The organism is uncultured Corynebacterium sp., assembly GCF_946998835.1.
In the GTDB taxonomy this organism is placed as follows: Bacteria; Actinomycetota; Actinomycetes; order Mycobacteriales; family Mycobacteriaceae; genus Corynebacterium.
The window spans coordinates 104,119-125,808 of record NZ_CAMQAZ010000003.1 but is presented as its reverse complement, the minus strand read 5'-3'; the positions used below and the strand labels follow the sequence as shown (position 1 = coordinate 125,808).

18 protein-coding genes are annotated in these 21,690 nt (G+C 57.8%); 11 read left to right on the top strand and 7 right to left on the bottom strand.

All coding sequences use genetic code 11. The features are described from left to right. Positions 1-65: 65 nt before the first annotated feature. The 5 genes from Q0U90_RS01925 to Q0U90_RS01905 all read right to left on the bottom strand — a co-directional run bounded on the left by Q0U90_RS01925 (position 66) and on the right by Q0U90_RS01905 (position 4,266). Complete coding sequence (locus tag Q0U90_RS01925) at positions 66-533, bottom strand: recombinase zinc beta ribbon domain-containing protein (protein ID WP_224433374.1); 468 nt, start codon at positions 531-533, stop codon at positions 66-68. 15 nt (positions 534-548) lie between these two features. Beyond that, positions 549-938 carry a recombinase family protein gene (locus tag Q0U90_RS01920; RefSeq protein ID WP_070429408.1) on the bottom strand — a complete coding sequence of 130 codons (390 nt, stop codon included), beginning with the start codon at positions 936-938 and terminating at the stop codon, positions 549-551. Positions 939-1,028: 90 nt separating this feature from the next. Continuing rightward, positions 1,029-1,712, bottom strand: coding sequence for a response regulator transcription factor (locus Q0U90_RS01915; RefSeq protein ID WP_297450872.1), 684 nt, complete (start codon positions 1,710-1,712; stop codon positions 1,029-1,031). Beyond that, positions 1,709-2,878, bottom strand: coding sequence for a histidine kinase (locus tag Q0U90_RS01910; RefSeq protein ID WP_297450869.1), 1,170 nt, complete (start codon positions 2,876-2,878; stop codon positions 1,709-1,711). Before Q0U90_RS01910 ends, Q0U90_RS01915 begins: the two co-directional genes overlap by 4 nt. Positions 2,879-2,934: 56 nt before the next feature. Next, positions 2,935-4,266: an MFS transporter gene (locus tag Q0U90_RS01905; RefSeq protein WP_297450867.1), complete on the bottom strand. Its 1,332-nt coding sequence runs from the start codon at positions 4,264-4,266 to the stop codon at positions 2,935-2,937. 198 nt (positions 4,267-4,464) lie between these two features. Here Q0U90_RS01905 and Q0U90_RS01900 point away from each other — a divergent pair, with 198 nt between their 5' ends. From Q0U90_RS01900 to Q0U90_RS01890, 3 genes are all read left to right on the top strand, one after another. Beyond that, entirely contained in the window at positions 4,465-4,944 is a 480-nt protein-coding gene (locus Q0U90_RS01900) for a universal stress protein (protein WP_297450864.1), read from the top strand. Positions 4,945-5,143: 199 nt separating this feature from the next. Continuing rightward, positions 5,144-5,338 (top strand): DUF2613 domain-containing protein, encoded by a 195-nt coding sequence (locus Q0U90_RS01895; protein WP_297450861.1) that lies wholly within the window; start codon positions 5,144-5,146, stop codon positions 5,336-5,338. A 29-nt stretch (positions 5,339-5,367) separates the two neighbouring features. Next, a complete protein-coding gene (locus tag Q0U90_RS01890; RefSeq protein WP_297450859.1) occupies positions 5,368-8,973 on the top strand; it encodes a DUF3367 domain-containing protein in 3,606 nt (1,201 codons plus the stop codon). A 6-nt stretch (positions 8,974-8,979) separates the two neighbouring features. Here the strand turns inward: Q0U90_RS01890 and Q0U90_RS01885 are convergent, their stop codons facing one another. Then, positions 8,980-10,224, bottom strand: a complete 1,245-nt coding sequence (locus tag Q0U90_RS01885; RefSeq protein ID WP_297450856.1) for an acyltransferase — start codon at positions 10,222-10,224, stop codon at positions 8,980-8,982. Positions 10,225-10,419: 195 nt separating this feature from the next. Between Q0U90_RS01885 and Q0U90_RS01880 the strand changes: the two genes are divergently transcribed. Continuing rightward, positions 10,420-11,580: a DUF3068 domain-containing protein gene (locus Q0U90_RS01880; protein ID WP_297450853.1), complete on the top strand. Its 1,161-nt coding sequence runs from the start codon at positions 10,420-10,422 to the stop codon at positions 11,578-11,580. A gap of 112 nt (positions 11,581-11,692) precedes the next feature. Next, complete coding sequence (locus tag Q0U90_RS01875) at positions 11,693-13,537, top strand: hypothetical protein (protein ID WP_297450850.1); 1,845 nt, start codon at positions 11,693-11,695, stop codon at positions 13,535-13,537. Here Q0U90_RS01875 and Q0U90_RS01870 read toward each other — a convergent pair. Further along, positions 13,517-14,695 (bottom strand): glycosyltransferase family 4 protein, encoded by a 1,179-nt coding sequence (locus tag Q0U90_RS01870; RefSeq protein WP_297450847.1) that lies wholly within the window; start codon positions 14,693-14,695, stop codon positions 13,517-13,519. The two genes, Q0U90_RS01875 and Q0U90_RS01870, sit on opposite strands and share 21 nt — an antisense overlap. Positions 14,696-14,789: 94 nt before the next feature. Here Q0U90_RS01870 and Q0U90_RS01865 point away from each other — a divergent pair, with 94 nt between their 5' ends. The 6 genes from Q0U90_RS01865 to Q0U90_RS01840 all read left to right on the top strand — a co-directional run bounded on the left by Q0U90_RS01865 (position 14,790) and on the right by Q0U90_RS01840 (position 21,672). Then, positions 14,790-15,611 carry a class I SAM-dependent methyltransferase gene (locus Q0U90_RS01865; RefSeq protein WP_297450843.1) on the top strand — a complete coding sequence of 274 codons (822 nt, stop codon included), beginning with the start codon at positions 14,790-14,792 and terminating at the stop codon, positions 15,609-15,611. A gap of 167 nt (positions 15,612-15,778) precedes the next feature. After that, positions 15,779-17,356 (top strand): type I restriction-modification system subunit M, encoded by a 1,578-nt coding sequence (locus tag Q0U90_RS01860; protein WP_297450840.1) that lies wholly within the window; start codon positions 15,779-15,781, stop codon positions 17,354-17,356. Continuing rightward, positions 17,349-18,386 carry a virulence RhuM family protein gene (locus Q0U90_RS01855; protein WP_297450837.1) on the top strand — a complete coding sequence of 346 codons (1,038 nt, stop codon included), beginning with the start codon at positions 17,349-17,351 and terminating at the stop codon, positions 18,384-18,386. The genes Q0U90_RS01860 and Q0U90_RS01855 overlap by 8 nt, the downstream gene beginning before the upstream one ends. After that, a complete protein-coding gene (locus Q0U90_RS01850) occupies positions 18,383-19,606 on the top strand; it encodes a restriction endonuclease subunit S (protein ID WP_297450835.1) in 1,224 nt (407 codons plus the stop codon). Before Q0U90_RS01855 ends, Q0U90_RS01850 begins: the two co-directional genes overlap by 4 nt. 135 nt (positions 19,607-19,741) lie before the next feature. Then, on the top strand, positions 19,742-21,064 hold the full coding sequence (locus Q0U90_RS01845; protein WP_297450832.1) for an ATP-binding protein: 1,323 nt from the start codon (positions 19,742-19,744) through the stop codon (positions 21,062-21,064). Between the two features lie 8 nt (positions 21,065-21,072). Next, a complete protein-coding gene (locus Q0U90_RS01840) occupies positions 21,073-21,672 on the top strand; it encodes an RloB family protein (protein WP_297450829.1) in 600 nt (199 codons plus the stop codon). Positions 21,673-21,690 lie beyond the last annotated feature (18 nt).

Below are 21,690 nucleotides of genomic sequence, written 5' to 3'. Positions count from 1 at the left end.
GGTATGCCTAACCTTACTATATTTCTGGGAGGTGTGTCTACTGTGCACGTCAACTGATACGAACATCACCCTTTCAGGGCAATCCTCACCTGTTCACCGGTGCGGAACACGAACCGGATCGCGTCCTCGGTGACAATGGCGTGGTCGATAAGTGCGCTCCATTGTGCGGGGTGAAACTCGCTCACAGGTTCCCCTGTCAGATCATTCAGGGTTGTGGTGATGGCGGCGTGCTTGGCGGTGTTCGCTGCGATATCTTTTTCCAGGCTTGTTCTACGTGCGAGCGTCTTACGGTAGGTAGTATCGAGTTCGGCGTACGCGGATTGGCAGGCGTCCTGGTCGAGCGCACACCGCTGGTTTTCCGCAATCAGCGCTTCGATCTGCTCGTCTTTCACCGTCGCGCTGCTGCAGGGATGTTCGTCTGTGTATTTATGGTTGCATTGCCAAACTGCGTCTTTGCATTTCGTGTTCGACGCCCACGTTTTACGCCCATACCACGCCCCACACCGAGCACATTCCAGCCGGGTGGAGAACAACCCGACTTTCGCTGACTATATGTTGCCATGCCTGGTGGCGAGTTCGTATTGCATCTGATCCCAGATACGCGGTTCGGTAATCGGCTCATGATTACCTGATACATAGTATTGGGGTACTTCGCCTTCGTTGACCTTCATCTTCTTAGTAAGGAAATCGGTGGTGAACGTCTTTTGCAGCAGGGCGTCGTCCTTGTATTTTTCGTTGGACAGGATGGAGCACACTGTCGAGGTTGACCACACTTCTTTCCCGCGCGGGGTGAGAATCTTGCGGGCAGCGAGCTCGGTTTTAATCTCACTGATCGCTATCCCATCAAGGAACAGCTGGTAGATCAACCGCACGGTCGGAGCCTGCGTCTCGTCGATGACGAGGCTTCCACCCTCGCCTTTCTTATATCCGAGTAGCATCAATTACCCATAATCCCCACGCCGACTCCCGTTTCGGAGGAGTCGGCGCGGGGCTTTTGCGTGGGTACGGAGCTGATTCAGAGGCGCAACCTAGGCCGACGACGACGGCGACGGCGACGACGACGGCGACGGCGACGGCGACGGCGCAGTGTATCTCAGCCACCGCAACACTGCTTTAACACGACGGTTGCTATCCTCCGGCTGGAAGCCGAGCTTCAAAAACACATTCGCCACATGCTTACTCACTGCACCAGCGGTCAGCACCAGGCGCTTTTCCATTTCCTTATTACTGAGCCCCTGCGCCATCAGGTCGAGCACTTCGCGCTCGCGCGGGGTCAGCGCGGCGATGCCGTCCTGCTTTGCAGTCAGCAGCGTTGCGACCACTTCAGGGTCAACCACGGTACCGCCGCCGCGGACCTCTTCCAGCGCCGCAACGAAGTGGTCGACATCCGAGACGCGTTCCTTAAGCAGGTACCCAAAGCCACCATGCTGCAGCAGGCGATCCAGATAACTGGCCGCTACGTATTGACTGAGCACCACAACCGGCTGGTCAGGGTTGTCCTGGCGAAGTGTGGAGACCGCGAGCAGTCCGTCGTCACGCATGTTCGGCGGCATCCGGACATCGGTGACGATGACATCGAACGCTTGCCCTTCGGCGGTGGCGAGCAGCTGATCCGCATCGCCGACGGCGACGACCTCGTGCCCCAGCGCCCGCAGCAGGCCGGTCAGCCCCTCGCGCAGGAGTACGGAGTCCTCTGCCAGCAGTATTTTCATCGTGTCCTTCCTTGGCGAACGGGCAGTTCCAACCGCAATTCGGCACCACCGTCGGCGTTGGTGAGCGACACGGTGCCACCGAGCGCTGCCGCCCGTTCCCGCAGGCCCGCAATGCCGGTTCCGGTGCCATGCTTTACGACGTCTACAGCGTCCGCCCCCGATGGTGCTTCCAGGCCTACGCCATTGTCGCGCACGGTGACCGTAAGCGTACCGAGATGGGACACGAGCGCCTTCTTTGGAGCCTGAACCGCAAGAGTGATCTCGGCGCTGTCGGCGTGACCATGTTTGGTGGCATTGGTCAACCCTTCCGCTGCACAGTGGTACGCCAGCAACGCTGTGGTCTCATCGAGCGGGCCGAAGTCGGAGACGCCATCTTCACGGACGGACACCTGCATTCCGGAGTGCGCGGCCAGTTCCTCCACTGCTGCCACCAGACCGTTTTCAAACAGTACCGGCGGAGCAATGCCAAGCACCACCGAGCGCAACTGCGCAAGTGCTTGCGTTGCATTGTTATCGGCGGCGGTGAGCGCCTCGGTCACTTCTTCCTCAGTCTTACCCATGCGAGCAGCGGCGATGTTGAGCTTCAGGGCGGTCAGATGTTGCTGAGGGCCGTCGTGAAGCTCACGTTCGATGCGTCGGCGCTCACCGGAAAACGAGTCGATGAGCACATCACGAGACTGAGTGACTTCCTCACTGGAGGGTGCGAGGATGGCGTGGGAGAGCCAGATGGACAGTAGGCCGGCACCGAGGTTGATGGCAATGGTCAGCGCCAGGAAGAGGATGCCGAAGATCCAGGAGACGATGATTTTCTGTGTTGGGTCTGTCAGAGTCCAGCTGAAAAACTGCATTTCGTCAACCAGGAATGGGCTAACCGCCAGCACTCCGACCGCGCCGCCGCCACCGACCCATGCTGTGAAGGTGACGAAGCCAATGACCAACTGGACGAGCAGGTTGACGAAGTTGCGGATGTCGAACCAGCGATTTGTCACACGATTGGGGATTGGAGTGCCGGACCACGATGCTGCCCAGCGGGAAAGCCAGTCGGCACCGCGGCTGGTGAAGGGAATCCATGGCAGGAGCACAACAGAGACAATCAGCCCGGGAATGAACAGCAGGCCGAGGATAAAACTCCAGGCCAGCGCGATTAAATTCTTTTTCTTTGTCATAGTTTCAAAGCTAAATTGGCCCGCGTCTAAAAACAGTGGAGCTAACTCCCCTATATTCAGTCGAGCTGAATGCGCCCCGACTTCTTTTCTCCGATACCGCGGTCAGCCAGTTCATCATCAATGAATGTTGGCCGGCCGATAATCAGCCCAAGTACTGCTAGCACGACCGTGGTGCCAAGCAGTACGACCAGAATCGGTGTCCACGTTTCCGTGGTTCCGGCGGCCACACCTACCAGGAAGGGGCCGACTGCGGAGAAAATGTAGCCGATTGGCTGGACGAAGCCGGACAGTCGCGCGGTCAGCTCATGGCTGCGCGTGCGAGCTGGAATCAGTGCGATGGCCATGGGAAAACAAAAACCACCGACTCCCAGCAGGAACGCAGCACCGATTGCGTATCCCGCCCCAGTTGCTGCTGCTCCCCGCTGGTCAATCAGAATCATCAACATATAGCCGAGGAAGAAAAGGCAGCCGAGACCAAAGGCGACGTAGGACATGGTGCGCAGCCGCGCAATCAGCGGCGGCATCAGCAGACCACCAATGATGCCCAGCCCCTGGACGAGCATGGATGCTGCGGTGGCTACGCTGACGCTGATGCCAGCGTCGATAAGCATTTTCGGCATCCACCCCATGAGCACGTAGGCGTTCATCGACTGCACGCCGAAGAAAACCGCCAGCGCAATGGCTGTCGGCGACTTCCAGATTGGCGTGCTTGCCGAGGTGCTGACCGGCGCCTTCGGGTAATCGAATCCGATGCGCGCACGCAGCGGCACCCACACGACGAGCTGCACAAAAGCGGTGATTGCCCATGCGGCAATCGCCCAGCGCCACATGTCGACGCCGCCGGCGGGTGTTTCAGGTGAATCGCTGATTAAAAATGCCGTCGCCGGGCCCAGACCACCGCCGAGGGCGAGCATGCTGGAGTACAGCATCATCAGCACGACCGCATGGCGGCCACCGTGCACCTTAATCCACGCAGGTAGCAGCACATTTCCCAGCGCAATGCCCGCAACTGACAATGCGGTAAACAACAGGAATAGCCAGATACTACTCACCCACGGACGTGCCGCGAGGCCGACGAATAGCAACACGGCAGAAACCGTGAGCGCGCCACTTAAACCCATCCGCTTGCCGACGGACACCGCGGACAGCCCAATCGCGAAAAACGCGAGCCCAGGAATGGCTGTAATCAGACCACCGAAGGCGGAGGATGCGCCAAGGTCGGAAAGGAGCTGATCGAGCACCGGGCCGATTGACGCGATACTCGGGCGCAGGTTCAATGCCGCAACAATTACGGCAAGCGCAAGCATGGGAACACTGAGCACAATGGCATTCTTCTTTGCTCCAGTAGCTTGTGGTTGTGATTGCCCCGGTTTTTCTTCTGTTGCCATAACAGTGGACGTTACCGCTTACCGTTAGAGCCCCTCTAGCCGATTCAACCCGCCGGTTCGCCACCGCTGGTTGGCAGTGGCTTGAAAAACTGACGTGCTGAATGCCGCTGTTGTCCTATCCTGGACTACAGCGACATCTCTTTTTCTTTATCTATTGCAAGTTTTTCGGCTATCTGTGACGTAAGGATTGAACTGAAAATGGTTGAACCGATTTCCGATTCCATGCTCATTGCCTATGACGGCTCCGACGAAGCGAAGCGAGCACTGGCGTACGCCGGAAAGTTGCTGAGCGTCAAAACTGCCTACATTCTGACTGCGTGGGAGCCGCTGCAGCGTGCCGCGGCGCGAACTGCTGGCGCCTCGGGCATGATGCAGCCTGATTGGGATGCCACCACTGAAGACGGCGATCCGGCTCATGACGAGGCCGTCCGCATTTGCCGTGAGGGTGTTCAGATTGCCGCTGAGGCCGGCTTCGTCGCGGAGCCATACCTGGTGGAGACCGAAACTACTATCTGGTCGGCCATTGTCGATGCAGCTCACGACCTCGATGCTGGCGTGATTATCTCCGGCACTCGTGGTGTCACTGGTTTGCGTGGACTATTTACAGCCTCGACCTCGGATGCATTGCTGAAGAATGCTGGCCGTCCGGTCCTTGTCGTTCCGGGGGAAAAGGAATAATTTTCCAGAAAATTTTCAAAAACTTACTTAGCTGATAGAAAATGGACTACTCTACTCAACTAAGAAAACTCAATGGCTGCTGGAATTGCCCACAATTCACAGCAGGGAGAGAATTCCCAGCTGTTCCACTGGTTTACAGCTGTCACAGAGTGTAGTTTTATAAAAAGTACTGACTTAATGCACACGAGGAGTCCTCAACATGGCATACGAAACTGATTCCGAGCAGCGTCGTAGCGTTGGTCCGGCCTTGGCCTCGGCGCTGATTGGCGCCCTTCTCGGTGGTGCCGCTATCTTCGGCATCGGCCAGGCTCTGACCGAAGACCGAATTCCGGAAGCCAAGGCTGTTTCCACTGATGATGCCCTGCTTGGCGGTGTCGAATACGGTCAGCGTTAAACTTTTAACGCTCCCGCTCCTTTAAAACTATGCCCACCTCTGTTCGAGCGCGTAAGCGCGTGCTTGCACCTTGGTGGGCTTTGCTGTGCCTGCTGGCATTCATCCAGTCCCCCGGCAAAACGGTCGCTGACACCAAGCACGACCTGACGGAAAACCCCATCGGGTTCTTATCCGCATCGCTCAACATGTGGTCAGACACCATGCCACTGGGGCAACTCCAGAATCAGGCTTATGGCTACCTCTTTCCACAGGGCGCATTCTTCGCCCTGTTCAGTTTACTGCCAGACGTATTAGCGCCCGGCTGGTTCATCCAGGCGCTGTGGTGGAGTCTCACTCTCTGTCTTGCTTTCACCGGCGCATACCGGGTGGCCGAAGCTATCGGCGTCGGCACGCATACCTCTCGCGTACTGGCGGCCATGTTGTATGCGTTGTCGCCGCGCGTAATTACGACTTTGGGTGCGATTTCGTCCGAGGCCTGGCCGGTAGCGCTGGCGCCGTGGATTCTGCTCCCGCTACTGCGGGTTGCCGCCCGGCGCGACGAATTGCCCTGGCGTGCGACTGCCCGCGCGGTGTTGCTTTCCGGTCTGGCGGTGTTGTGCACGGGCGCGGTCAATGCGGTCAGTACGGCCGCGGCCTGTATTCCCGCTGGGCTGATGCTGCTCTTCTTCGCCTTTACGGGGCCTCGCCGTGGGCGCGCATGGGCGATGCTCGGGGGTTGGCTGGCCGCGTGTGCGGCGGTCAGCATGTGGTGGATCGTGCCGCTACTACTGCTGGGCAAGTACTCACCACCGTTTACGGACTACATCGAGTCCTCCGGTGTGACTACTCGTTGGCTGAGTCTCGGCGAGACACTCCGCGGCACGACCTCGTGGACACCGTTTGTCTCTTTCGAGCGCGTGGGCGGAAATGCGCTGGTCGCCGAACCGATTCTGATCTACGCCACTATGGCGGTGGCAGCGATTGGGATGTTTGGCCTGGTCATGCGTTCGCTGCCGCTGCGCCAGATGTGGCTGATGATGATGCTCATCGGCCTTGTCATCATGGCGGCCTGGACGGAGCCCTTCGGACTGGTGTGGGAATCGGCTCGCGAGATGCTCGATTCGACGCTGGCAGCACTGCGCAACCTGCACAAGTTCGACACTATTGTGCGCCTGCCGCTTGTTATCGGCTTCGCCCATGCGACGGCTCAGCTGCCGTGGCCATGGCGGGAGCATGCGGGCGAGCCGGCGAGCGCCGATGCTGATGACGAAAATGCCGATGTCACGGCTCCAGTAACAGCCGCCGCACAAGCAAAGACAGGCTGGCAGCAGTGGCTGCACCCGGAGAAGCACCCGCGCGCTATCGCATCGATGCTGGTCCTGGTAGTTATCGCCAGCGCCACCGCACCTGCGTGGAGTGCCCGCCTCGCCCCGGCGGGCGGCTTTTCCGAGGTACCGGGCTACTGGCACGAGGCCGCCGATTGGCTGAACAAGCAGGGCACGGACACCCGTACGCTGGTTGTGCCTTCGTCACCGTTTGCAGACCAGACGTGGGGCAATACTCGTGACGAGCCGCTCCAGCCGCTCGCCGACGTCCCCTGGGCCGTCCGCGATACCGTGCCGCTGGTACCCCCGGAGGCGATTCGTGGCCTCGATGGTCTGCGCAATTCGCTGACTCGGGGTCGCGAAGTACCGGCACTGGATGCCACACTGCGTAACAACGGTATCGGCTACGTGCTGGTCCGCCACGATTTACGGGTGCCTTCAAGGGCTGATTCGCTACGCGCTATCACCTCCACGCTGCAGGACTCCCCGACCATGGAAAAGGTGGCGGAATTCCCTGACAAGGACGGGCATACCACAATCCAGATTTGGGGCGCGGGCCCGAAGGAGCTGCGCAATCACGCCATGTCACCACGGTTGGTGGACGCTGCGCAGGTGCCACTGGTCGCCGGTGGCCCCGAGGTGCTTCCGCGGCTTGATGAGGTCGATTCCGATGCCCCGGTACGCATCCTGGCCGGCGGGGATGCCGGTACTGTCACCGACACACCCGCACGTCGCGGCCGCAATTACGGTGAGGTCGTCGGTGCGGAGTCGGCAATCCTGGCCGAGGACGAGGACTCATATGTCCGCAACCTTGTACCGGACTACCCCGTTGCTGGCCTGCCCTTGACGCAGACGGCGACGGGCCGCGCCACAATTGAGGTTTCATCTTCGGCCTCTGAGCCCTACAACGTCGGCGGTGCCTCCGCGGATCACTCCGTCAGCGCGATGGTCGACGGTGACACTTCCACGTGGTGGGAACCCGCGGCAGGTAAGAGCCAGGCTGAGTGGGTGAAGGTGTCATGGAAGAAGCCAACCGACAATGCGGTGCTCACCCTGACCGGCGCTCGCGTTCCGGTGCAGCTGCGTATCCAGACGGACACGGCCTCCACGTCTGTGCAGCTGGCCCCGGGTGAGACGACTCGGATTCCGCTGCCTGGCGGCAAGACCACTTCTGTGCGCATTACCGCGAAGGTCGCTCCTGTGGGCTTTGCTATTTCCGAGCTGGGCCTGGTGGTTCCGAAGCAGGACACTGATTTTGATGCGTTCGAGGCCACTAGTCCAGCTTCCGATGCGGAGGCCGAGCTGTCCGACCAGGACGTTGCAGAAGATCTCACACCGGTACGCATTCCGGTTGTGCCGAATTCCTCGGCGCTGGCCCAGCGGTGGGTCTTCGGCCAGGAGATTCACGAGGGCACGCTGGTGCGCCTGTTTAGTGTTCCACATCCGGTGAAGGTGAAGGTCGACGCGGATACCTGCCGAAGCAGCGTCCGCGATCCGTGGGCCAGCATCCGGCGCGGCGATGGCTCTGATCACCGCGAGCTGACCTGTGGCGAGGAAGTAGAGCTCTCGCCGGGTCCATGGCGCATCGATGCCAAGTCCGATTGGGTGTCACTTACCTCGACCGATTACTTCGCGCCCTCCGCTGAGCAGCAGCAGGTCACTCCGGTCGACCTGGACAAACCCATCGACACCAGCGACCACGACCGCATCGTCTGGTTGCCCATTTCTGTCAATGCTGGCCACGAGCTGCGCGTCGGCGGTGCCGCCATGAAGCCGGTCACGGTCTCCGGTTGGCAGCAGGGCTGGATGATTCCGGCTGGCATCGGTGGCGCGGCCGAGTTGACCTACCCGCCACAGCAGACCTGGCGAACTGGCATCCTCGCAGGTGGTGCGCTCGCAGCGGTGTACGCGCTGGTTACCGTGGGGCTCGCCTTTGCTTGGCGACGCTTCGCTGCCACCTCCCCGATTCCCCGGACTTCCCTGAGCAACGACCTGCCGCGAGCGGCTATTGGTATTGCGGCAGCCGCAACAGTGACCTTGGTATCCAGCTGGCCTGGCGTGGTCGTTGCCCTCGTGGTGGTTGCCGCTACCCTTGGTGCGGCTTTCTGGGAACGGAAGCGTGGGGGCGTCGTCAAGCCGTGGCTGAACGTGCGAAACGCACTGATTGCGGCGCTCGCTGCGACGATGGGACTTGCGGGGTTGGTGCTTGCGACGAATCCGTGGCCGAAGGATGACTACGCCGGTGCCGGCTGGCCGCTACAGCTACTGCTGACAGCGGCGCTGACCATTGCGGCGTGCTGCTCGATGCTCCCTAGCGACGATGCTGATTAAGAGCCGTTAGCGGTTGACCCAGTTGCGTGCGAAGAAGCGGCGCGCGGGTTCCTCGACGAGCGCGTAGGAGGCGGCGGCAACCGGAATCGACAGCGCGACCGTGACAATAGTGACGCTGAGCAGATGGCCGGTAAATAGCTTCACTCCCAGCAGCGGGAATGCGATAGAGAGCATCGCCACGTGCCAGAGGAAGATGCCGTAGGACCAGCGCCCCAGCGCCTGCATGACGGGGTGTTCGAGGAAGCGCGATTCCGGCGCCAGCGTCCAGGGGCCGATGATGGCGGCGCCGAAGACCAGACCGCACAGCAGGCGACGGGTGAATTCCCAGTTGGTGAGCTCGACTAGCCCTTCGGGGCCGAGGTAGGAAGCCAGCACCAGCGCAGCGATGGCGATGACCAGCCACAACGGGCGACGACGCGCCCAGCGCTGCATGGTTTCTACCTTCGCGCGGGCGGCATCGGTGTCGACGCCCTGGAGTGATTCCAGTTCGGCGAGAATCATGCCCACGGCGAACCAGGAGAAGTACGCAATTGGCTGAATATGCGGGTTTACGCCTTCCGGGTACGGCAGCGGCAGGTAGGGCCAGCCGAAACTCAGGAGTGCCAGCAGGGAAATTGCCGCTATGCGATGCCCCTGCTGGCGGTGTGGATCCAGCCGGCTCAGCCCAATGGCGAACAGCGGCAGCGAAATGTAGAACGCCACTTCCACCGACAACGACCACAGGTGCGTTAGTCCACCGTGCAAGGAGTCGGAGAAGTACACCTGCGTCAGCGTCAGGTTTGTCAGCCACACCTTCAGATCCGCCCCGCTGCCCACCGGCAGCGCGATGAGCACAATAAGCACAAGTACCCAGTACGCGGGCATGATTCGCGCGATGCGTTTCTTGTAGTACTTCGCCCAGCTCTTCTTCCGCCCGCCGTCGGTGTCTGCCGGTGCTTTACGACGGGGAATTCCGCCGTAGCCCGAGCGGTGAGAACGCCACAACAAGAATCCGGACAGTACGAAGAAGACGGCCACGAAGAAGTCGAAGCGGCCGAGAATGCGCTCCCACAACGCCCCCACATCATGCCCGGTCTGGAATGCGACGTGTGTGCCGATGATGCCCATCGACGCCACTGCACGCAAGCCTTCCAGCGAGGGCAGGAAGCCCGGGCGGAAGGTGGTGGCCTGGGGCGCCCCAGTGCCAAGCGTAGAGTTCTGCCTCGCGTTTGGCATAGCGTTGAGGGCTGTCTCAGATGCCTTGGACGTCATAGTACTTTCTTACACGGATACCGAAATGGGTAAAATCACTTGTATTCTATTATGAAATAATTCCTGTTCAGGCAGGTTTTCTAAATTTATTTTGTTTTCCCGACAAGCTATTTTTAGAAAACGCACCACGCGATTCCTAACTTCCTGCTAGGTTTTGCTGCAGAAAGTTACGTACAGTTAAAGGACTATCCGCTGATGAAGAGAACTCTCGGACATGCACTGATCATTATCGGTGCTGCATTGATTGTCATTGCCGTCCTTCTGCCGACCTTCCTGGTGCCTCGCCTCCGGGTCATTCCGCTTGACACTGTGAGCGATACCGTCACGGAGGTGCGCGACGGCACTCTGTTGGACTCCGGCCAGCTGGGCAAGAACGAGCCAACTCCAAACCGCAAGAATGACCCGCGCTGTAAGGCAGAGTCGGACGAAGAGAAGCGAGAGCTTCCGATTCACTGCTTCATCAATGACCAGACTCCGATGCAGTCGAAGCGCCATGTGGAGATTGAGGAGCCGTCTGATGACAAGATTGCGACCCTCCAGGTCGGCACCACTCTGCTGCGCGATGACCGCGAAGAGCCGAAGAACCTCATCAATGCAACCCTGGACCGCATCACTGTCGACCGCAGCACTGCGTACCCGGTAGATGACCCGATTTCCAGCGTTGCTATTAACGCACCGCAGGGTGGTTCGGACTCCAAGCCGCCGACGTTCACCCGTCCGGGCATTCAGTACCAGTTCCCGTTCGGCGCTGAGAAGAAGTCCTACCCGTACTTCGACGTGCAGGCGATGCGTAACTTCGAGATCGACTTCGTCGGTGAGGAAACTCAGGATGGTGTCAAGGTCTACAAGTACTCCATGACCATTCCGCCGCAGAACCTCTACGAGTCCCTGACCGAGCACTTCACCCGCGATGGCCGCAAGCTCACCGAGGCCGACAAGTCCTCGCTGGCTTCCATGCGCCTGAGCTTCCCGGCTCACAAGTGGGGCCTGGAGGGTGACGACGACGTCGAGATGGATCGTTACTACACCAACGTCCGTACCGTTCGCGTCGAGCCGACCTCCGGTGTGATTGTCAACGGTACTGAAGAGATGTTCATGTACTACGCCAAGGACGATAAGGAAGCTGAGGAGATTGCTTCCCAGTCTGGCCGCGAGAAGGAGGCCAAGGAGCAGAACCGTACTGCGATGAAGTACACCGCGCAGTGGGACGAGGGCTCCCAGGGTCGCCAGATGGACCGTGCTAAGGAAGCACGTAAGTCGCTGACCATTGGTGGCACGGTCGCACCGTGGATTCTCGGTATCCTCGGCCTGGTCCTCATCGTGATTGGCTTCCGTATTCGCAGCAAGTCTGCCTAAGCCATCAAAATCCGATGTGCCTCGGATTCCTCAGGCACTCGCTTATACCCTGGAGTTGCACCTCGCATGGCGTTTCACTGAGGGAATCTAAAAATAATTTAATATAGGGCACGTGACACAACGTTTCCGCACTACTTTGACCCAGTCGGCTCGCTCTCATTCGGAGCGAGTCGCCTGGGTTTTTGTGTTGTCGTGGATTCTTGTGCTGACGGCTGCCGTGTGCTGGCCGCTCTTTGTCCCTCACAAGGTGCCAGCTGACAGTCACTTTGGGGCACCGATGTTTCTGCTGCGCGACATGGTTATCCCCAATCACCCACCGCTTACCGACGCAGCCCTGGGCCTCGGCCCCGCTGCGGCACGAGCGGTTCCGCAGGACACTGCCCTGTGGGCATTGGGTTATTTTGTGGATGTCAGCCACTGGGTGCGCTTCGCCCTGGTTGGCACCTGTTTGATCGGCGGTCTTGCGGCTGCTGAACTCGCCCGCAGGCTCACGTTCGGCAGCGCTGGTACTGGTGCTGGCGCCGGTGCCGCACCCGGCTCCGGCCTTGTTCGCATGACCCCGAGCTTGGTCAGCCAGCTGATCGCACCGACCATGCTGCTCTGGAACCCGTTCGTGGTCGAACGACTTCTCCAAGGGCAGTGGTCACTGGTCATCGCTGTATTGCTACTTCCAGCAGTTGTTCTGGCAACGCAGATGGGCAGTGCTCTGTGGCGCACCAGTGCCATTGCTGCCGCGGGACTCACGCCGACCGGCGCTCTCTTAGCTGGTATCACCGGATTTATCGCCGCTCGCGATAACCGCAATCGCGCATGGATTGCGGCCACAACCGTAGCGGTCAGTTCCCCGTGGTTGGTCGCATCTTTACTGAATCCGAGTGCGGCTGGGTCCTCCGATGTGGCTGGCGCTGCCGCATTTGCGGCCAGAGCAGAGGCTCACGTCGGCACGCTCGGCAGTCTGTTGGGGCTGGGTGGCATCTGGAATAAGCAGGCTGTGCCGCTGACTCGCGAGGTTGGTTTTTCGGCCATCATGGTGCTTCCGCTCTTGGCGCTGATGGGTCTCGGATTCCGTCGCGTCTGGCATTCGCAGGAGCGCTGGCGGGGCCTGATTATCACTGGTGCCGCCGCCATCGTGCTGGTGGCTCTGGCCGCGACGACGCCGGGCATTCTGGCGATGGGCTGGGCGCTGGAGCATATTCCGGGAGCGGGTCTACTTCGCGATGCGCAGAAGTGGATTGCGCTCGCCATCCCCGCCTATGTCATCCTCGCCGCCAGTGGTGCGGAGTACCTGGCACGCCGCGCGCGCAGTGCCACCGCCGATGTCGGTCAATGGCTGGCGACTGGTGTCAGTGCACTCATTATCATCGCGGCTGTTCCGACGCTGCCCGCCGATGTCGCTCCGCTACGCCCCATTCCGTCGTGGGAGGGCTGGTCTGCGGTCTCCGGTGTCGTCGCGCTTGACGACGATCACGTTGCGGTGCTGCCCGCCGGTTCTTATCGCATCATCAATGGGCGTCCTGTCCTCGACCCGGCTACGAAGATTCTGCCTGCTCCGGTGGTGAACTCGGGTGAGTTAATCGTCTCTGGGCAGGCGGTATCCGGTGAGGGAGCCACAACAGTTGAGCGCACACTGCTCGGTGGTGCGAAGACACAGGAGGAGCGTGAGTCTGCACTCCAGAGTCTTCGCGATCAGGGCGTTGGCTGGGTTCTGGTGGAGAATTCGCCCGGTAACTTCGGTGATTCCGCTGAGATTGTGGCAGCTTTGAACCCGGTGTATGTCAGCCCTGACCTGGAGCTTTACCATGTCCCGGGCGTTATCGAACCGACCACGCGACCGAGCCAGGGTTCCTATGTGGCTGCGTGGGCGGCCTTTGGAATCTGGACACTGTGCCTGCTGGCTGGACTACTTGCGGCACTGATGACTGGAGCAAGGGAAGCGCTACTGCCTCGTCGCAGGTAGCAGCTTGTCCAGTGTTGGGTTTTCCAGGACTTCCAGGACTGCCTCGCCAGTTTTATCCCAACCAAACTCCTCGGCGCGAGCTACGCAGGCCTTGGACATTGCGCGATGTAGTTCACCGTCATCGAGAATCTGCCGCGTCTTGGCGATCAGGTCAGCTTCATCGCTGGCCAGGAGGCCAGTTTCACCGTCGTTGACTGAGTCGCGCAGGCCCGCCGAGGAGCGGTAACCGACCGTTGGCACGCCGTGTTGCGCCGATTCGATGACGGCGAGTCCCCAGCCCTCCTTGCGGGATGGCATTAAGTGCAGGCACGCGCCAGAGAGGATGCGGTGCTTATCCACCTCGGTGACCTGCCCATGAAAAATGACATGGTCGGAAACACCCTTATCACGAGCATATTCCACGAGATTGTCGTGCCACCAACCCGAGCCAATGACGTCAAGCACCGCACCAGGTCGATCCTGCACAAGATCTGCAAGCACATCGATGGCGTGTTCAATCTGCTTGTGCGGGACCAACCGCGACAGCGTCACCAGGTGGGGTGCTGGACCGTCGCATTCGGACAGGTCAGCGACAATTTCGGTCGACTGCACCTCCTCCGGAATCGGGTCCACACCATTGCGGATTACCGCGATACGTCCCGGCGACACCCCGAGTTCTTCCAATTCCGCGGCACTCGGCTCGGAAACGGTGATGTAGCGGCAGCGACGGTGAATCATCGGCGACAACCGCGACTCGATGAACCAACCCAACTTGCTGATAATCGGGCCCGCCACTGGCCACTGCTCACGGTGGCAGTGATGTGTCAGCAGTACCGTCGGCGCGCCGGAGAAAACCCGGGCGAAAAAGGGGACGCCATTTTGAGTATCGACAACGACATCGGGCTTGCCGCCGAGCGCCTTGGCAATTGGCCCGAGACCAAAACGTGCACCCAACATCGCTGCCCAGGCACGCACGTAGACGGAAAAATCTCCACCGGCGCGGGAGAAAGTCACGCCGTCGCGACGCGATAGTGCCGGTGCGCCTGGGTAGCTGGCCGTGCGGAACACCACGGTGTGGCCTTGGTTGGCAAGGTACCCCGCGACGCGTTCCAAATAGCGCTCACTGCCTCCACCTTCGGGGTGGCCAGTGTCGCGCCAACACAACAGTAAGATTTTCATAACAATACGAGCCTAACGCTCGACGAGGATTTCGTTGTCGCTTTAGCTCAAAATCCGCGCTCACCACCCCACCCAGTCCATTAGATTGATTGACGTGACCAGCTTTCGCTTTCCCGCTTTTATCGTCCCACCTGCTCTGAAAGAGCTGCGCAGCTTCGCCACGCTGTCGCGCTCATTCGGGCTGCTCAACGACTTCAAATACGAGCAAACCGATCCCGATATCTTCTACGGACACCTGGCCGAGGACACCATCGGCTTGCTCGAAGGCATCGCAGCTGGGGCTGATGGTGCGGCGGGTTCGGCGGACACCTCTCTGCGCGGCAAGCGCATCCTTGATGTCGGCGGCGGCCCTGGGTACTTTGGCCGAGCGTTTGCCCAGCGTGGCGTGGAATATTACACCTGCGAACCCGATGTGGGCGAGATGGCGGCGGCGGGGATCAAGCTGGAGTCGTCGGTACGCGGATCGGGACTGGAGCTGCCATTTCGCGATGACGCGTTTGACCTGACCTACTCGTCGAACGTCGCCGAGCACGTGCCCGAGCCGTGGACGATGGGCGAGGAAATGCTACGCGTAACCAAGCCGGGCGGGCTGGTCGTTTACTCGTACACCATTTGGTACGGCCCGTTCGGTGGCCACGAGATGGGGATGACGCATTACCTGGGTGGCGACCGCGCGCGGCGCATGTATGAGAAGAAGCATGGCAAGCGGCCGAAGAACTACTTTGGCGAGTCCCTGTTCAAGGTCGGTTGCGGTGAAGGGTTGAAGTGGGCTCGCGCTGCGGCGGAAGCTGGTGACTGCGAGCTGCTGGCCGCGTTTCCGCGCTACCACCCGTGGTGGGCCTGGTGGATGGTCCACGTGCCGGGGCTGCGGGAGTTCGCGGTGTCGAACCTCGTGCTGGTGCTGCGGAAGCGGTAGGGGGTTGGGCTGAATTACAAGGTGGGCACCGAGCTTGACGCTTGACGGCGCTCCCTTCTCCCCTACCCCCGCCCAGCTTTGCTCATCACGTTCTCCCCTGACTTCGTATCGTCTGCCACTAGACTGGAAACTCAAGCATTTTTACTGATTGAGCGGGGATTTTCACTATGAGTGACGCAGACCGGGCACAGCTGCACAGGACTATTTGGAACATCGCCAACGACTTGCGTGGCAGCGTGGATGGTTGGGACTTTAAGTCTTATGTGCTCGGCATGATGTTCTACCGCTTTATCTCGGAGAAGCTCTCCGAGTACATCGATGACGGCGAACGCGCAGCTGGCAATGAGGACGCGGACTACGCTTCCCTTTCTGACGAGGATGCCGAGTGGGGCCGGGCCAGCATCGTCGAGGAAAAGGGCTACTTCATTTTGCCCTCTGAGTTGTTTACCAACGTCTGCAAGCAGGCGACGGACGAACATTACCGCGAGAACCTCAATGAACGACTGCAGCAGGTGTTCAAGAATATCGAGGCGTCCGCGCAGGGCACCGCTAGCGAAAGCGATCTTAAAGGGCTTTTCGACGACATCAACCTGGACAGCAGCAAGCTTGGCAACTCGGTCATCGAGCGCAACGACAAGATCTTCGAGCTAATGCGGCATATCGGCAATATGCCGCTCACCGTTAAAGCCGATGACAACTCCATCGACCTATTTGGTGATGCCTACGAGTACTTGATGGGCATGTATGCCTCTCAGGCAGGCAAGTCCGGAGGCGAGTACTACACGCCGCAGGAAGTCTCTGAGCTGCTGACCCGGATTACCGTGGTGGGAAAGAAGAGCGTGAACAGGGTGTATGACCCGGCTGTCGGCTCCGGTTCGCTGCTGTTGAAATTCAAGAAGGTGCTTGGCGAAGGTGGTGTCCGCGAGGGCTACTACGGCCAGGAAATCAACCTGACCACGTATAACTTGGCACGCATTAACATGTTCCTGCACGATGTGAACTTCGATAATTTCGACATTGCGCTGGGCAATACCCTCACCGAACCTGCGCACTGGGACAACCAGCCGTTTGAGGCGATTGTGTCCAACCCGCCCTACTCCATCAAGTGGGAGGGCGATAACAATCCTCTGTTGATTAACGATCCACGCTACGCACCGGCAGGCGTCCTGGCCCCGAAGTCGAAGGCCGATTTGGCTTTTACGATGCATATTCTCTCGTGGCTTGCGACGAACGGCACTGCCGCAATTGTTGAGTTCCCCGGTGTGCTTTACCGCGGCGGCGCGGAGAAGAAAATTCGCAAGTACCTGGTGGATAACAACTATGTGGATACGGTTATCCAGTTGCCGCCGGATCTTTTCTTCGGCACTACCATCGCGACCTGCATCATCGTGTTGAAGAAGTCGAAGAAGGACAATTCGGTTCTCTTCGTCGATGCCTCCGCAGAGTTTGAGCGAAGTGGCAACAAGAACCGACTAAATGAGAAGAATCAGAAGAAGATTCTGGATTCCTTCACTGCCCGCGAGGATGTGGAGTATTTCACCAAGCTGGTGCCCGCTGAGGAGATTGCAGAAAACGACTACAACATCGCGGTTTCCTCCTATGTCGAGCCGGAGGACACCCGCGAGGTCATCGACATCGTGGAGCTGAATAAGCAGATTGTTGGCATCGTGGAGCGCCAGCGTCAGCTGCGCGAGGCAATCGATGAGATTGTGGCAGATCTTGAGGGAACCCGCACCGATGTCTGACACGAACGGCGACATGAGCATGGCGTCTGCGGGCGAGCTGGTGATGTTCCGCACGGACGACGGCGCTACTCGCATTGAGGTACGGCTTGTCGACGAAACCGTGTGGCTCACTCAGGCCCAGATGGTGGAGCTGTTCCAGTCGTCGAAGGCGAACATCTCCGAGCACATTAGGAATGTGTTTGCGGAAGGCGAGCTCGAAGAGGATTCAGTTGTTCGGAAATTCCGAACAACTGCGGCCGACGGAAAGAACTACCAGGTCAAACACTACAACCTCGACGTGATTATCTCCGTGGGCTACCGAGTGAAGTCCTTGCGGGGTACTCAGTTCCGACAGTGGGCACTAGGCGTCTTGCGCGAATATCTGATTAAGGGCTTCGCCATGGACGATGAGCGGCTGAAAGAGGGCGGCGGCGGAACGTATTGGCGTGAATTGCTGGAGCGCATCCGCGATATTCGCTCTAGTGAGAAGGTCATTCATCGCCAGGTTTTAGATTTGTACGCCACCAGCGTGGATTACGATCCGAGGGCCGCTGTGAGTAAGCAGTTCTTTGCGACAGTCCAGAATAAGCTTCATTTTGGTGCTCACGGCCACACGGCAGCCGAGGTGGTTTTCGAACGTTCGGACGCCACAAAGCCAAACATGGGGATGACCAATTGGAAGGGCGAGCGCATCACCAAGGCCGAGGTGGAGATTGCCAAAAACTACCTTGCCGAAGACGAGCTAAAACACCTGAATACCTTGGTTTCTGCCTACTTCGATGCGGCAGAATTCCGTGCGCAGATGCACCAGCCAACGTATATGGCGGACTGGATGGATCACCTCACCACAATGATTGCGGCCATGGGCGGCAAGTCCTTGGAGGGAGCAGGAACGGTTTCCCACCGCCAAGCAGTACAGAAGGCCCATGAGGAATACGAGAAGTACAAAACTGTGATGGATACCCAACCCAGTGGCGTGGAACGGGATTATCTCAAGGAAATCACTGCAGTTCAGAAACAGATTCAGCAACCACCGAAGGAGCAGAAGTGAACCAGATCGAAAAGCTCATCGAGGAACTCTGCCCGAATGGTGTGGAGTACAAACCGCTGGGTGAGGTTGGCACTTTCAGTCGTGGTGGCGGACTCCAGAAGAAAGACTTCACCGAAAGCGGTGTCGGCTGTATCCACTACGGCCAGATTTATACCCACTACGGAATCTGGGCTACGGAAACTAAGTCGTTTGTCAGCGATGACTTCGCCGCTAAGAAGCGGAAGATGTTACCTGGCGATGTGTTCATCGCTACCACGTCTGAAAACGATGAAGATTTGGGCAAAGCCACGGCTTGGCTCGGCACTGAGGAAATTGTTATAAGCGGCGACGGTTATGTCTTTCGACACAGTATGAATCCAAAGTTTGTTTCATACTTTTTCAATAGTTCACTTTTCCACCGATCAATCGAGCGCTGGATTACTGGAACAAAAGTTCGTCGTATTTCTTCAGCAGCAATGTCGAAAGTGATGGCACCATGCCCTCCTTTGGAAATCCAACAAGAAATCGTAAAAATCCTCGACACCTTCCAATCGCTGGAAGCGGAGCTGGAAGCGGAGCTGGAAGTGAGGAAAAAGCAGTATGAATTTTATCGTGACCAACTGCTGACGTTTACCGAGAGCGAGAGCGTCCGGTGGGCAACATTAGGCGAGGTTTCCCAGCGGGTCAGCTCAGGCGCAACTCCGGCAAAATCAAACAGAGGTTTTTACCAAGGTGGAAAGATACCTTGGCTTCGAACTCAAGAGGTCGTTTTCAACGAGATTTACTCAACCAACGAATTCATTACCGAGCAAGCTGTCGCACAAACAGGGGCGCACTGGATTCCGGAAAATTGTCTGATTGTTGCAATTTCAGGAGCAAGCGCCGGCCGTTGTGCAGTGAATAAAATCCCACTAACCACTAATCAACATTGTTGCAACATAGAACTCGACGAAACAGCTGTTAATTTTAAGTTCGCTTTCTACTGGACAGCTGCTCACTATGAAGAATTGAAGGCATTAGGACGCGGTGCGCGTTCCGACCTTAACTCCAAAATTATTAAGAATTTCCCCATCCCCATCCCTCCCCTCGAAGAACAGCAGCGCATCGTGAATATTCTCGACAAGTTCGATGCACTCGTGAACGACCTCGCCTCCGGCCTGCCTGCCGAGATTAAAGCTCGCCGGAAACAATACGAGTACTACCGAGACCAACTACTCAAATTTAAGAAACTCTTAGCATAAACGAGGCGCATATCTACAGTCAGCGCATTACAAAACCTCCACTCCTATCAGCACCTGAATTGAAACCCCGAGAGCATATCACCCACTTTTGGCACAAAATGTGCATATTCCCTCCGCAGGGGTTAAAATTTCGGCATGCTACTCGCGCTTACTGTAGACAATTTCCGCTCCTTCGGGGGTGCATCGACGCTTGATCTACAACGACGAGCCTTCACCACCCAGAGACCTCGCGCAGGCGAATCATGGCGGGAGTTAACCTGGCGACGTGCTGCAATTTTTGGAGCCAATGCCTCGGGCAAATCGAACGCACTTAAGCCTCTAGGACTCCTCAAAAACGCAGTTTCACAATCGCTCAGAAATGACGAATGGGTGAAAATACTCCGCAACCCGCATCTCCTACAGCAAGATAAATCGACGTCGTTCGAAGTCGACTACACCTCGCATGACGTACGATTTCGTTGGAGCTTGACGCTTGACGACGCTGGAGTGGTTGCTGAAACCCTTTTAGCGAACCCTAAACTACGCTGGCAAAAAGTATTTGATCGAAACCGAAGTGAGCTGAAGTTTGGAGCAAACTCCGGAATTTCGCAGGCTGCGAGAGAAAACATCGAGCAGTTTATGCAGCCATGGACGCTCGTGTTTTCAGCCTGGGCTACAGTCAAAACTCCTGGACACTATTCATCGGCATTAGATTGGTGGAGTCGAGTTCTGCCACTCATCGTCGGTGGCGATGCAGACCAAGATAATCGCCACCGCTGGCTGGTGCAGCTCGCCAAGGAAAACCCCAACTGGCTAGCCGCACTACGCGCAGTAGTTGCCGTCGCAGATGTGGGAATTAATGATATCGATATCGAGGAACACGCACCAGAGGCCCTGCATAGTATTCACATCAAGCTAAAGTCAGACGGAGACGATGAAATCTCTCATGAATTGAAATCGTCCGAGATTAACGAGTACCTTCGATACATCCTTTTCGAACACCGAGGTTACGATCGTTCATTTAGCCTTCCCGAGAGCGAAGAATCACAAGGGACTCGAACTTGGATGGACCTTGCTATACCGGCGCTGTTTGCCCTGCTGGTAGGCGGCGTTCTTGCAGTAGATGAGATTGATGGATCACTTCACCCCCTTCTTGTCCGCGAACTGGTCGCACTCTTCGACGACGAGCGCCTAAACCCTCTAGGAGCTCAATTGCTGTTCAGTACTCATGACACAACCCTGTTGGGTCGTCATCCAGTGGAAGTACTGAATAGGGGTGAAGTTTGGTTCGTAGAGAAAAACAACTCCTTCTCAGAACTTTTTGCACTCGATGAATTTCGCATCAGAGAAGCCCACAATATAGAAAGACGCTATCTACAAGGAAAGTACGGCGCACTACCACTCACAAATGCCGAGGCTTTGCTCCCAATTCTCAATACCTTGCGTACTAGATATCTGGATCTATCTCCAAACAAGTAGAGGCAATAATGAGTACACGCAATCGCCGTCGCGGCAAGCCCGGGTCGCGAAAAGAGAAGAAGTCGCTACTTCTGGTGCTGCAAGGAACCGTTACAGAGAAAGAGTATTTCCAACGGCTAAGAAAGCTGTACCGCTTGCCCGGAGTACAAATCCTCACTGAACCACACTCCCCCGACCGCATCGTTCAAAAAAGCAAAAACCACTTCACTCAAGGTTCAGGCGCCCCTTATGATTTCGTGTTCTTCGTGGTCGATGTGGACGATTCAAGCAACGTACAGTTTCAAAGAGGGTTTAAGCAAGCTCGTGAGTTATCCACTAAAACAACCACATGCAACTTCGTGGTTTCAAACGAATGTTTCGAAGTCTGGCTGCTAGCCCACTATGAAGACATTCGTAACAAAAAGCTCTCCCGCGCCACGCTCTCCCAAAAACTCAAACAGCACAAGGCAATCGACACCAAATCAGGAAAACATCTCTCCGATTCTTTTCCCATAGAGATGCATACTGACGCCACCAACAACGTTAAGAAGATTTCCTTTGACAGCCTTGGAACCTCCACCGGTACGGCAATTCCTAGTCTCGTTGATTTACTTCTGAACTTAAAGTAAGCACGCAGAAGTATTATT

What these genes read in the sequence shown, in the direction of transcription:
- Q0U90_RS01920 (WP_070429408.1), bottom strand. Translation starts at nt 938, where the DNA reads ATGCTACTCGGATATAAGAAAGGCGAGGGTGGAAGCCTCGTCATCGAC.
- Q0U90_RS01915 (WP_297450872.1), bottom strand. Translation starts at nt 1,712, where the DNA reads ATGAAAATACTGCTGGCAGAGGACTCCGTACTCCTGCGCGAGGGGCTG.
- Q0U90_RS01910 (WP_297450869.1), bottom strand. Translation starts at nt 2,878, where the DNA reads ATGACAAAGAAAAAGAATTTAATCGCGCTGGCCTGGAGTTTTATCCTC.
- Q0U90_RS01905 (WP_297450867.1), bottom strand. Translation starts at nt 4,266, where the DNA reads ATGGCAACAGAAGAAAAACCGGGGCAATCACAACCACAAGCTACTGGA.
- Q0U90_RS01900 (WP_297450864.1), top strand. Translation starts at nt 4,465, where the DNA reads ATGGTTGAACCGATTTCCGATTCCATGCTCATTGCCTATGACGGCTCC.
- Q0U90_RS01895 (WP_297450861.1), top strand. Translation starts at nt 5,144, where the DNA reads ATGGCATACGAAACTGATTCCGAGCAGCGTCGTAGCGTTGGTCCGGCC.
- Q0U90_RS01890 (WP_297450859.1), top strand. Translation starts at nt 5,368, where the DNA reads ATGCCCACCTCTGTTCGAGCGCGTAAGCGCGTGCTTGCACCTTGGTGG.
- Q0U90_RS01885 (WP_297450856.1), bottom strand. Translation starts at nt 10,224, where the DNA reads ATGACGTCCAAGGCATCTGAGACAGCCCTCAACGCTATGCCAAACGCG.
- Q0U90_RS01880 (WP_297450853.1), top strand. Translation starts at nt 10,420, where the DNA reads ATGAAGAGAACTCTCGGACATGCACTGATCATTATCGGTGCTGCATTG.
- Q0U90_RS01870 (WP_297450847.1), bottom strand. Translation starts at nt 14,695, where the DNA reads ATGAAAATCTTACTGTTGTGTTGGCGCGACACTGGCCACCCCGAAGGT.
- Q0U90_RS01860 (WP_297450840.1), top strand. Translation starts at nt 15,779, where the DNA reads ATGAGTGACGCAGACCGGGCACAGCTGCACAGGACTATTTGGAACATC.
- Q0U90_RS01855 (WP_297450837.1), top strand. Translation starts at nt 17,349, where the DNA reads ATGTCTGACACGAACGGCGACATGAGCATGGCGTCTGCGGGCGAGCTG.
- Q0U90_RS01845 (WP_297450832.1), top strand. Translation starts at nt 19,742, where the DNA reads ATGCTACTCGCGCTTACTGTAGACAATTTCCGCTCCTTCGGGGGTGCA.
- Q0U90_RS01840 (WP_297450829.1), top strand. Translation starts at nt 21,073, where the DNA reads ATGAGTACACGCAATCGCCGTCGCGGCAAGCCCGGGTCGCGAAAAGAG.